This is a genomic window from Sutcliffiella horikoshii, assembly GCF_044809035.1.
GTDB lineage: Bacteria > Bacillota > Bacilli > Bacillales > Bacillaceae_I > Sutcliffiella_A > Sutcliffiella_A horikoshii_G.
The window spans coordinates 2,848,709-2,861,025 of record NZ_CP085237.1 but is presented as its reverse complement, the minus strand read 5'-3'; the positions used below and the strand labels follow the sequence as shown (position 1 = coordinate 2,861,025).

13 protein-coding genes and 1 pseudogene are annotated in these 12,317 nt (G+C 36.9%); all 14 read left to right on the top strand.

The genetic code is table 11. From position 1 onward, the window contains the following. The first annotated feature begins 1 nt into the window (after position 1). A complete protein-coding gene (locus LG307_RS15020) occupies positions 2-1,021 on the top strand; it encodes an ABC transporter ATP-binding protein (protein ID WP_404443529.1) in 1,020 nt (339 codons plus the stop codon). Then, positions 1,008-1,826, top strand: a complete 819-nt coding sequence (locus tag LG307_RS15015; protein ID WP_404443526.1) for a serine hydrolase — start codon at positions 1,008-1,010, stop codon at positions 1,824-1,826. Before LG307_RS15020 ends, LG307_RS15015 begins: the two co-directional genes overlap by 14 nt. Before the next feature lie 246 nt (positions 1,827-2,072). Further along, positions 2,073-3,143: a competence type IV pilus ATPase ComGA gene (comGA, locus tag LG307_RS15010; RefSeq protein ID WP_404443523.1), complete on the top strand. Its 1,071-nt coding sequence runs from the start codon at positions 2,073-2,075 to the stop codon at positions 3,141-3,143. Then, the gene (gene comGB, locus LG307_RS15005) at positions 3,127-4,164 is read left to right on the top strand and encodes a competence type IV pilus assembly protein ComGB (protein ID WP_404443520.1); all 1,038 of its coding nucleotides are present in this window, start codon (positions 3,127-3,129) and stop codon (positions 4,162-4,164) included. Before comGA ends, comGB begins: the two co-directional genes overlap by 17 nt. A 1-nt stretch (position 4,165) precedes the next feature. After that, positions 4,166-4,324, top strand: a pseudogene (locus LG307_RS15000) (competence type IV pilus major pilin ComGC); the annotation flags it as partial. A gap of 134 nt (positions 4,325-4,458) precedes the next feature. Continuing rightward, the gene (locus tag LG307_RS14995; protein WP_404443518.1) at positions 4,459-5,079 is read left to right on the top strand and encodes a helix-turn-helix domain-containing protein; all 621 of its coding nucleotides are present in this window, start codon (positions 4,459-4,461) and stop codon (positions 5,077-5,079) included. A gap of 268 nt (positions 5,080-5,347) precedes the next feature. Continuing rightward, positions 5,348-5,587, top strand: coding sequence for a hypothetical protein (locus LG307_RS14990; RefSeq protein WP_404443515.1), 240 nt, complete (start codon positions 5,348-5,350; stop codon positions 5,585-5,587). 14 nt (positions 5,588-5,601) lie between these two features. Continuing rightward, positions 5,602-5,895, top strand: coding sequence for a hypothetical protein (locus LG307_RS14985; protein ID WP_404443512.1), 294 nt, complete (start codon positions 5,602-5,604; stop codon positions 5,893-5,895). A gap of 148 nt (positions 5,896-6,043) precedes the next feature. Next, positions 6,044-6,358 carry a hypothetical protein gene (locus tag LG307_RS14980; protein WP_404443510.1) on the top strand — a complete coding sequence of 105 codons (315 nt, stop codon included), beginning with the start codon at positions 6,044-6,046 and terminating at the stop codon, positions 6,356-6,358. Between the two features lie 105 nt (positions 6,359-6,463). Continuing rightward, the gene (locus LG307_RS14975) at positions 6,464-7,243 is read left to right on the top strand and encodes a hypothetical protein (protein WP_404443507.1); all 780 of its coding nucleotides are present in this window, start codon (positions 6,464-6,466) and stop codon (positions 7,241-7,243) included. A 102-nt stretch (positions 7,244-7,345) separates the two neighbouring features. Next, positions 7,346-7,534, top strand: a complete 189-nt coding sequence (locus tag LG307_RS14970) for a helix-turn-helix domain-containing protein (protein ID WP_404443505.1) — start codon at positions 7,346-7,348, stop codon at positions 7,532-7,534. Between the two features lie 66 nt (positions 7,535-7,600). Next, the gene (locus LG307_RS14965; protein ID WP_404443502.1) at positions 7,601-7,762 is read left to right on the top strand and encodes a hypothetical protein; all 162 of its coding nucleotides are present in this window, start codon (positions 7,601-7,603) and stop codon (positions 7,760-7,762) included. A 42-nt stretch (positions 7,763-7,804) separates the two neighbouring features. Next, positions 7,805-9,301 carry a hypothetical protein gene (locus LG307_RS14960; RefSeq protein WP_404443500.1) on the top strand — a complete coding sequence of 499 codons (1,497 nt, stop codon included), beginning with the start codon at positions 7,805-7,807 and terminating at the stop codon, positions 9,299-9,301. Between the two features lie 234 nt (positions 9,302-9,535). Further along, a complete protein-coding gene (locus tag LG307_RS14955; RefSeq protein WP_404443499.1) occupies positions 9,536-12,208 on the top strand; it encodes a hypothetical protein in 2,673 nt (890 codons plus the stop codon). Positions 12,209-12,317 lie beyond the last annotated feature (109 nt).

Genomic DNA, 12,317 nt, shown 5'->3' with positions numbered 1-12,317 from the left:
CATGCAAAAGAAACTACTTCAAGTGAAAAACCTGCAAAAATATTTTTTTCTTGGGAAAAAACAAACCTTAAAAGCGGTAGATAATGTCTCATTTGATATCTATCAAGGAGAAACATTTGGCCTTGTCGGAGAGTCCGGATGCGGAAAATCAACCACTGGTAGAACCATCATCGGCCTCTACGGTAAAACTGCCGGGGAAGTAAACTTTAACGGAAAGGATGTTCATAATCTTACCGAGAAAGAGAAGTTTACCTTTCACCGGAACATGCAAATGATTTTTCAAGATCCGTATGCCTCGCTAAATCCGCGTTCCACGGTAAAAGAAATCATTTCTGAACCAATGGAAGTGCATGGAATCTACAAAAATAGCAAAGAGCGGACAGAACGTGTCTATCAGCTGTTGGAAGATGTCGGCCTGAACCGCGAGCATGCCAACCGTTATCCTCATGAATTCAGCGGAGGACAAAGGCAGCGTATCGGAATTGCACGTGCACTGGCATTGGATCCGGATTTCATCATTGCCGATGAACCGATTTCTGCATTGGATGTATCCGTCCAGGCGCAAGTGGTGAACTTAATGAAACGGCTCCAGAAAGAAAAAGGCTTAACTTACCTGTTTATTGCCCACGACCTTTCCATGGTCAAGCATATCAGTGATCGCATAGGGGTCATGTACCTTGGGAAAATGATGGAGCTGACGGAAAGTAAAGCACTTTATAAAAAGCCCTTGCATCCTTACACACAAGCCTTATTATCCGCGATACCGATACCCGACCCTGATGTGGAAGACAGGCGGGAAAGGCAGATCGTCCAAGGGGAGATTCCAAGCCCGATTAACCCTCCAAGCGGCTGTGTTTTCCGAACTCGCTGTCGGCATGCGATGGAAGCCTGCAGCCAATCCGTTCCAAAGTGGCAGGAAGTCGAGGAGCGACATTATGTTGCCTGTCATTTATACAATGAAAAGATTGTTGGACCAGATAAAGCAAGGGAAATGGTGGCAAGTGCGCATGATGGGAACTAAAAGCAGGTTGCAAGAGTTGAAGAAACGTGTTCAGGCAGTGGTGGATTCCACTGCAGGGCACGTTAGTTTTATGTTAGAAGACAAGGATGGCAATGGGCTGAAAATGGATGCTGATGTCCAGAAAAAGGCGGCTAGTCTGATAAAAATCCCTATTTTGATGTCGGCTTTTAAACAAGTGCAAACCGGCAAATTAAAACTTACCGACAGGTTTTCAATAGATGAGAAGAGTCGCGTCGCTGGAGCTGGTGTTCTTCAATTTATAGATTGTAAGACGAGTTTCTCGTTCTGTGACTTATTGACGCTAATGATTATTGTATCTGATAACACTGCGACCAATAAGGTTATAGAGATTATCGGAATGGAATCTGTCGATGATTTTTGTGTGGAGCAGGGCTTGAGCAGGACGAAACTGGAAAGGAAGATGATGGACTTTAGATCAGCAGAAGCAGGATTTGAAAACAGCACAAGCGTCCGTGATATGGTCACATGTCTGAAGCTTCTTGATGAAGACAAGTCCGTTTTATTTACAAATGAAAACAAGCGGCTGATGCTGGATATCCTAGGTGGCCAGCAACTATTGGATAAACTACCTTTCTATATGGACCTTGAATCTGTAAAGGTTGCCAACAAGACAGGGGAACTTCCTGGTGTGGAACATGATTGCGGAATTGTGTCCCGTGGAGAGACAAACCTGTTCATAGCAGTGATGGCAGATGGTTTATATGAAAATTCTGAAGGGAAAAGGGTAATACAACAAATTGGGAGAATAGTGGACGACTATTTGAGAGATTCCTGCTCTACATAAAAGAGCGGGGATTTTTTTATTTTTAAAAAAATAAAAACCTTGAAGGAATCTGTCGTTTTATGAAGAATACTTTAAAGGCAGGACATTCTTCAGAAAGGAGAAACAGTGTTGCGCTACCATATTCTGCTGCTAGATCCACCCACCTTCCGCTCGCTCCAAACATCTAGGAGGCTCCTCCACACTTTTGCATGTCCATCACCCATCCCTTTGTACCCTATCCTTATAACAATTTGAATGAGGTGACAAATGAATATTGAAAAAAAATGCGAAGACATCGTTCGCCAAGCAGTCCGTTTACAAGTTTCGGATATTCACATCAAACCCCTTGAAGCGTCCGCAAAAGTACTTTTTCGATTGGACCACTACCTCTATGACCAAGAAGAGCTTCCACTTGAAATCTATGAAAGAATGCTGTCCCACTTAAAGTTTCAGGCCGAAATGGACATTGGAGAAATAAGAAAACCCCAAAATGGCGCCTTGAAACTATATGTTGACTCCAAACAAATCAACCTTCGACTCTCAACTTTGCCGACCGTTAACCAAGAAAGTTTGGTTATCCGTATCCTGCCGCACGATGAAAACCAATTTCCTTTGAAACATCTCTCTCTTTTTCCTAATTCAACAAGAAAACTATTTTCCCTTATGAAGCATTCCCACGGGCTTGTTTTGTTTACCGGGCCTACTGGATCTGGGAAAACCACCACATTGTATTCCATTCTCGAAGAATCCAAGGGATTGCTGCAACGGAATATCATCACATTAGAAGATCCTGTTGAGCGAAAAAGCAGGCATGTTCTGCAAGTTCAGGTAAATGAAAAAGCGGGTATCACCTATGCTTCTGGGTTAAAGGCAATACTCAGGCATGACCCAGATATCATTATGGTTGGAGAGATAAGGGATGAGGAAACAGCTAAGATTGCGATAAGGGCGTCGTTGACAGGACACTTAGTTTTAAGCACCTTGCATACGAGAGATGCAAAAGGAGCGGTGCATCGCCTGTTAGAGTTTGGAGTCACTCAGCAGGAGTTGGAGCAAACATTAATAGCAATCTCAGCACAAAGGTTAGTAGAGTTGAAATGTCCATATTGCCAAGGGGAGTGTACGACCTTTTGCAGAAAATATCGAAACCACAGGCTTGCAAGTGTATATGAGCTTCTGTACGGGCGGGAACTAACGAAGGTGATGGAGGAATGCAAGGGGGCACAAGTGCAATTATGTTATCCGACCTTGAAGGAAGTAATTAAAAAAGGGATAGCGTTGGGCTTTATTCATCAGAGGGAATATGAAAGATGGGTAACAGATGGAAAAGGCAAATAGAGGGTGGTCGCTTAAAGTACAAGAAGATTTCTTGAAAAGGATGGGTGAACTCTATGCTAATGGGTATTCCTTAATGGAAGCACTTGAGTTAATGAGCATCCACTTAGAAGCGGATAAAAAGCGCAACTTACTAGAAGCAATACAGGAACTGCAAGAAGGATACAGTGTTCATAAAGTGCTAGAAGGGCTTCGTTTCCATCCAGATATTTTATCCTTGTTGTTCTTTTCCCAGAAGCATGGAAACCTTGGGCAGGCATTTAGGTCTGCTGGGGCTCTGCTTGAGCGGAAAAGGTATTATCGTGAAAAAATTATCTCTATCCTTAAATATCCAATCTCCCTCATTTTTTTAGTGTTAATCATGTTGATTTTTGTCCAAATGATCCTCTTGCCCCAGTTTCATCTACTTTTTTCGCAAATGAATATCTCCTTAAGTCCAGTCATCTCCTTATTCTTCCAACTGGTAGTCCATATTCCGATTGCGGTGGCGGTATCCGTGGTCTTTTTACTGGCTGCCTATATTCTTTTAAAGATTTGTGGAAAAAGAACGTCACCCTCCCAAAGGGTAAGCATGTTAATGAAGATACCTATTATTAAAACCTTCCTCTCCCTTCACTATTCACACTACTTCACCCAACAGCTTAGCAGCTTGCTTTTAAGTGGCTTGACGATCAATGAAGCCATCGCCGTTTTTGAGCAGCAGCGCTACCACTCTTTTTTTCATGTAAAAGCACAAGAATTTCGCAGCAGACTGGTAGAAGGTGAAAAGCTAGAGAAGTTGGTGGAAGGTGAGAAGGTATTTGTAACAGGGCTTTCGATCGTTATTGTTCATGGACAAAAAAACGGAAAATTGGGACTGGAGCTTGAGCAATACAGCAAGCTTTTACTAGTGAAGATGCAAGAATTCAGTGAAAAGCTGTTAGGAAGAATTCAACCGCTATTGTTTCTGGGAGTGGGCGGATTTGTGTTTGTTTTATATCTTTGTATTTTCATTCCGATGTTTCAATTATTAGGAGGGATATAGTATGAAAAAATGGTTGAAAAATGAACGAGGTTTCACGTTGGTGGAGATGCTCTTGGTCATGCTCGTGATCACTGTATTGTTGTTAATCATGATTCCTAATGTAACAAAAAACACAAGTGTTATCGGGGAAAAGGGATGCGATGCCCTCATCAGCATGGTGGTTCCCATTAACAAACTTTAATACACAGTATAACTAATAATTATCAAATATATGTAAAATAAACCTTGACCTTACATGTAAGTTTGTTTTAAGATGAAGTTAGTTAAAACTTACATGTAAGGTTGGTGAATGGAATGGAGAACTTACATCCATTGAAATACATCTCTCAAACATTTCAAATACCTCTTTCTGAGGTCGCTAATGAATTAGGGATAAAACGGCAGTCAGTAAATGAATGGGTAGGTAAAAAAAGAAAACCTATTCCAGAAAAGCACATTGGTAAAATAGCATCTTTGTTCAATTTAGATGAGAAATGGTTCCGCAAACAAACCTTGTTGGGTTCCGAGCGATTAGAATTACAGAGAATCTTTGTAGATCGGAACGCTACTTTTGAAGAATACACAGATTTTGTAGAGGATAAAGATGGAAATGTTTATGAAATACAAAAATTCTATAGTCCTGAACAAGATTTATCTAGATACCTTCAAGATGAACAACAGGCTAACTTGTTAATTGAAGAAGTCACTACCCTAATAAATAATGAAGTCGGTTCAGATGAGGGGTATTATCAAGAATTATTGAGTGAGGTGATCAAATTGACCAAAACAAAAGAGAAATACAAATTAAAAATGTTGAAAAGCCTTATTGAATATCTGAACTACAATGATTTTGAATTTGGATTTTCAACATTAAACGATGATGTCCTAATTGAGAAATTAGACAATTTGAAATCCTACTACACCACTAAGAAGTAATAAAATTTGTATTTCTAAAGCTAGGAAACGAATGAAAGGGGGTGAATATTACTTGAGATTTCATAAAAAGTACTTGATAACTCATCTTAGGCAAGGTCGGGGCGGTGAGATAATTCACACAAAATTAGGTAATGTTCATGTGGAAGCTCATGAGTATATAGCGACTAACTATTTAGGAGAACAGTTTATAGTTACAAAAAGTTATTTAGAAAAGAACTTTGTTAAGGTCTTACATACATAAATACTTATAAACTTGGAGGTTAGCAGAATGGCAAATGTAACAAAGGCACAATCCCTTGTTCAACTATCTACATATAAAAAACTTCACATCATGACCGAATTTATATTAGCTCAAGACTTAGAAGACAATTTTGTTCTGTTTCTAAAACAGATTCAGTTTCATCCTGATTTTGTTGGAATGCATCAAGAAATCACTCAACTCATCAATGAATACGAAATCACTGACACCGAGATCCAACAAACGATGAAACAACTATTCATTATCTAATAGGGGGATTATCAATGCCAACAGCCAATCTAGCAACCAACCAAGCACAGAGAAACGCGGCAAATGAATTTGTAACTGAATGTGTCGAGTTAAATCGTCAAAGTGTCGTTAAAGCAGTTCAGGATTTAAAGCAATTTTCACCGGATTTCATCATAGAAACATATACTGATCAAATTATTGCTGCTATGTTGTCAAACAAGTCTCAATGTGAGTTGATTAAGCTCATTGCAAATGGTCAGTTATTCGAGGCCAGAGAGAGAATTATTAGCGAGTTTAAGAGTGATTTTGCGATAAGACATGTTTTATAGTTTTGTCAAAATAATTTAAAGGTGGTGAAACGATGTGAAGGTCACGGATTACGGATAGCTGAGTTAGTTGTACATAAAATAGACGGAATGTTGCAAACTGCCAAATGATTATAAATTTAATGAAAACAATATAAGGAGGAAGTATAAAATGGCTGAAATTGAAATCAAATTAAAAAATGATAAATCTCTACATGTGAAAGTTGAGCTGGATGAAGGTCAAACACTTAAAGAATATATTGAAGATTTATCGGGGCAATTTGAATATAAATTTGTTCAAATTGAAGATTGTATATTTAACACTGAAGAAATTGCTTATGTTAAGCCAGTAAGGGCAATGCCAAAAGGCTTTGGAACTGAAGCTAAAGAAATTGATCCCAAAATAGCAGCCTTACTTAAAGGCGAAGGTTCCAAAACAATATTAGATTACTTAAATGTAGACGTTAGTAATCTGCCCAAAGTATAACCCTTAAATACTGAAAGTGTAAAACTGAAAGCTGGTTTCTTAGTGAAACTGGCTTTCTACCAACCTATTAAAAACAAATTATACAATAATGGAGGTAACAAACTAATGACAAATGAACAATTAATAAAAAATCTAGAGTTTTCTATCGCTTCAATTAAGCCTAATGGACACTACCACCTAAACATACCTGAGGAATTATCAAAGGATATTGCAAACATTAAAGCTAGACTTAGAGAATACGAAACTAAAATTAATCCTGCACCTCCTAAAAATGAATTAGTCGCAATGATCACAATGAAGGATGCTTCTTGCCAAGTGATTGATGTGCATAGTTCCGGTAACATTACTGCAGAAGAGGTTTCTAATGCAATAATTTTTGCACTAAATAAAGGAATTGACTCAGTGAAAATTGGTTGCACATCTATTAAGGTGGATGATGTTTGGCAGGTGACAGATGGTATGAATAAGAAGTCTGTTGTTATCAATCCAGCTAATGATCCGCACCTTATCCCCATCTCATCTGAAAATATGACTAAATTCAGCGACAATGCACTCAGAGATAGCATTAATATTCTACTTGAACTGATTGATAACGAAGATGATGAGGACATTCGAGGAGAATACACATCTGTTACTTATGATGCTGTAGATGAGTTAGAGGAGAGGTTCTTAAACGCACGCTATGAGTACGAAAGGCTAGATAATATACTATTCAGCTTTATGGCAGAAAACGGCTTATATCAGCTATTTGAGAATCATATAGAGCAACTAAAGGTGCTGCAGAATGACCCTAACGATAAATATGAGGTTGCCGATGAGTTGTACGGTGATCTGGATGAGTTTATGAGTAAGAGAAGTCATCTAAAAGTAAATTTTTCTGAGTAACTTTGGCTAAATGATGCAGACCCTATACAATAGATAATGAGGGATGCTTATTATATCTCACCGAAGGGTTTTAGATGAGAAAGGGGTGAGTATATTGCGATTATGACAGGAAAACAGTTAAAACAGATCATCCAGCAACAAGGTATCAGTCAGAAATACATATCGAAAGAAATTTGCCTAAGTTACACCAGTTTAAATAGTTATCTCAACGGACATACACATATAAGCAAGTCGAAATATTATAGACTCTGTGCCCTTTTACAACAAATGGGTGAAGATGTCCTATTATAACATTTAATACATAACTAATACATATTATACAGACTAGTACTCTACAAGACAAGGAGAATATTAAAAATGGATATTAAAGATAAGCTTTTCTTTTGTTACGACACTGCATTACATAGAAAAATTCAAGCTGCTGGGATTAGATATATAACTTGTTCCATTAGTCTTAGTAATCAAAAATACTGGCTTTATGAGAAGACGGATGAGTTACAAAAAATCATTAATCAATAACTGGATTTAATCAATTTAATCAGATGAGAAGGAGAAAGAATAATGAGAGTAAGTGAAAAGGTAACGATAGATGAAGTTAAATCTTGGGACTCTGGAGGCATTGTCACAATTAAAGCTGGAACAGGCCAAGGAAAAAGTTATTTCATCAAGAACAATCTATATGCAATTGCTAAGAAGAACAAAAAGAAAATACTTATGCTAATACATAGAGTGAATTGTGTGAATCAATTTCAAGATGAACTAGTTCAAGCTAAGAAAACTGACTCATTAGATATAAAAACATACCAATACATAGAAGCTTTATATAAGAACAACAAAGAATTTGATTTTAGTCCTTACCAATATATAGTTTGCGATGAGTTCCACTATTTCATGAGTGATGCCAGCTTTAACAATACAACAGACATGTCTCTAAATGCGATATTAAAGCAACAGGGCAAAGTAAGAATATTTATGTCTGCAACTGGTGACTACATGCAAAGGTACATAAGTAAATATAAAAAATTAGAAACAAAAGGTTACGACCTCCCGATTAAATTCAACTTTATAAAAGACTTACGATTTTTCAACAAAGATGAAACTATTGAGGAATTTATTAAAGAGGCAATAGACAAGAAAAGGAAAGCGATATTCTTCATCCAGTCCGCAGAGAAAGCCTTTAAGTTATACAAGAAGTATCAAGATTACATTTTATTTAATTGTAGTAAAAATAATGAAAAATTTTACAAGCATGTTGATCAAGACAAGATTGGAAATATGTTAAAAAATGAACGATTCGAGGAGTTGATTCTTATCACCACAACTTGCATGGACGCTGGTGTAAATATTATAGACAAAGAGTTGCAACATGTGGTCTGTGATGTAAAAGACATCGGCACACTGATACAATGCTTCGGCAGAAAGAGAATTGTAGATAAGAAAGATGGAATTTACCTTCACATTAAAACCATTACAAATCAGCAACTTGGTGGAATGGAAACTCAGTTAAACAAGAAAATTGAAATGGCTCAATATTTAAGGAAGCATAGTGTGCATGAATACATAGAGAAATACCCCAGAGAATATGATAAGTGGTCTATCGTCTACAACGAGAAAGTAAATGATGATAAAAATATTACTACTTTAAAAATTAATGATCTCATTTACTTTAAGTGTTTGACCGACATGAATGATATTCAATACATGAAGCAGTATGGAGAATATGGATATTGTAAGTTTCTTGCTAGAAAGTTCGGCTTTTATGATGGATTTGAGGAATATACATATACGGTTGTTGAAGAAAAGAATCAGCAAGAATTATTAGAATCATATCTTGAGAGTATTGTTGGAAAGAGACTTTATTCTGCCGAGCAAAAAGAACTGATAGAGAAAATTCAACTTAGAGATGGAAGAGGTCGCATACAAAAAGGTATCAATTTATTGAATGCTTACTTTGTAGAAAATAAGATGGAGTATTTGATTGTATCTAAAAGGACTAGTAAGGCTAAAGACAAGAAGCGTATTACATACTGGGAAGTTTTAAGTAATGTAGCAAGATAGTGTCAAAAATATGGATAAAGCTCTTTATAGAGGTTACTCCATAAAAAAGGTACTAATTGTAAGAAAATAACATTTATACATAGGTTAAAACGTACAAATTGACATGCCAAGGTACGAAACGCTCCACCTCGTACCTTGGCCGAGGAACTTCCCCCGCACTTGGGGAAGTGGGCTGGCAAGCCTAATCTTTTGAACTTGAACTATATTAATCAAATTAATCGGAGGTAAATATTAATGGCACTAGATAAGCAAATGTTCATTTACTCATTGGGTACATATTCATTTTTAACGGATGAAGAGAACAAGTTACATAGAAAAATTCAAAATTTGAATGGTTATAGGAAGCTGCTCACTAACGAAAAGAAGAAGAAGCGTAAAGATGAACTTAAACTCATAGCAATGAGAAAGCAAACTGTACTATCCAAAGATAAATTAGTTGAAATTAAGCTGTCACTAAATCAGATTGTCGAAGAGAAGAAAGAAATGAGACAAGAAATAGATAAGGTGAAAGAGGAAATTGGCAAGTTGAAAAGTGAGTTTAATAAAGCTCTGGACAAACATAAAGGTGTCCGCAATCTGAGAGTAGAAGAGTTGAAGCCTAGTAATGTAATAGCAACCTTTGACTCTGTGCTTACGAGGGCACTAGGAATGCCTGAGGGTGAGATTTCGACTGATATTATGGTAGTGGAGTCTTATCATCTTGGAGTGTTAAAAGAGCTTATTATCGAAGGATTTCAGTATTCTGGAGAGCAGTATTTATACTTCGCTTCGAGTGCTGGGCAGATTCGCACGAAGAAAGGGGTTTGGATCAAGGAGTCAGTATGGAATAAATACGCTGATACACTGACTTGTGGATTGTCTATAGATGAGATTAATGCTAAAGGGTCACTGAACATTAATAAATTTATAAGCTACAAGGCCTTGATAAATTCTGCCTCAGAGGAATGGATTGGCTTCCCTATAGATAATGCAATTGTAGTGAATGATTTAGAATTAGATGTCCCTGCTGAAGTAGATTACATAGACAATAAAACATATGAGATTAGCAGAAAGGTAATGAATGTACCGATGAACGTAACTGATGGAGTGGGGATGATGCTTCCATCTGTGTCGGATAAAAATTGCATGATACGTTTGCCCTGGATTAAAGGTCTACTTTCTGTTTACGACTTCACCAAGCATGGTAGAAAAGTGACGGATATTTGGAATAGGGAATGGGATATTGTGGATGATAAAATTTCAATAATTTTCACAAAGTCCCAGATGAAGCTTTGGTCATTTTATGATAGCTGGGAAGATTATAAAAATAGATTTAAAAAATACAATTGTCAGGCTGCAAAGTTAAATGAAGAAGCAGAATTCAACGAAGGTAAGCTCAACTATCAAATGTTACAAAGTTTGGTGGATGTGACAAATGAGGAGTTAGAGGAAATAGCTTCTGCAACAATTGAGGAAATTAAAGCTATAGGAAGCGACCAAAATGTCATGTTAAAAATTCTTGGTGCCACAGAATCGAATGAACGAAAGAAAGAATTTCAGAAAGCGTTAATGATGTACCCTGCTTTGCTTAACGATCCTCACGCCAAACAAACGATAATGAAAAGAAAAGAATCGCTTGTCAAAGAAGCTAAAACAGGAAAGTTAAATGTAAATGGCTCGTTCACCTTCATTATACCCGATTTATATGCCTTCTCAGAGTACCTATTTACTGGTGTAGCGAAGAGTTTGTTGAAGAAGGATGAAGTGTATTATCGGAAGCATGATGAGGGCAAAGTGGCAATCCTAAGAAGCCCCCACCTTGCTAGGGAATGGGGATTGAAGAATAATGTAATTGATGATGAGAAAGCACAGAGATTTAATACTGATGCTATCTATATTTCGAACGATTGCGTTCTAGCACGATTAATTCAGTGTGATTTTGACGGTGACAGGGTTTTGGTGCTATCTGAGCATAAGGATAGAAAATTATTAGAAGTAGCTGAACGCAATATGAAAGGGATTGTACCTCTGTATTATGAGATGGGTAAAGCAGAGCCTGAACAAATTAAGAATAAAGCAATTTACGAAAGTTTGAAGATTGCATTTGATGCAAATATCGGGGAAATATCGAACCTAATATCAAAATGCTGGAACTCGGATAAGCCAAATTACGATGTTATCCGTTGGTTATGCCTAGAAAATAACGCTCAGATCGATTTTGCTAAAACAAGATGGGAACCAACTAGGCCTAATGAGATAAATGAAATCATTGAAAGTAATGTTAGAGGAAACATGCCTCACTTTATTAAATACGATGCTAAACGTCAGAAGAAGGTCAAGGGTAGAGTGGTAAAAAAACCTAGAGTAGCAGAAAAGACAAATAGCACAGTTAATCGCTTGGAGGATATTATTCCTAAAACAAAGATTACATTTAGTAAAGTAGCTGGTGGGAAGTTGGAATATAAACTGTTGATGAGTGATCCTGAAGTTGAAATGAATCAGGAGATAGTTGATAAATACATAGAGCTAGACCGAAGTAAGGGAGACGTATTAAAACAATTAAAGGATGAGGGGAAGACTAAGAAAAAGGCAAAAGCATATGTTTTTACCCACATAAAAAATGAATTGTTGAAGATAAAGAATCATCCGAGTTATGTAGTCGATGTGTTAATTGAATATCTGTATAAACAAAAGGATAGTAAATATAAAGACACCTTATGGGAAAGTTTTGGAGATATAATATTAGAGAACTTAGAAGTGAATATGGAAAAAGTGTTGGAATGTGTTGGTTGTGGTGAAGAATTTGTGAAAGAAAAGCAGAGACAAGTAAGGTGTGAAACATGCCATAAAGCTAGAATTAAAGAGTTGGGTAAGGAGCGACAAAGGAAGGCGAGAGAGTTGAAAAAGAAGCTTGAAAACTCAGCGTGACATTATTTGGATAGTGTCTTCGAAACCCCTATATAAAGGGGTTTTTACTATATTAATATATTTAATATAAGGGTATCTTAGGGATAAATAATTGTATTTTTAAATATAG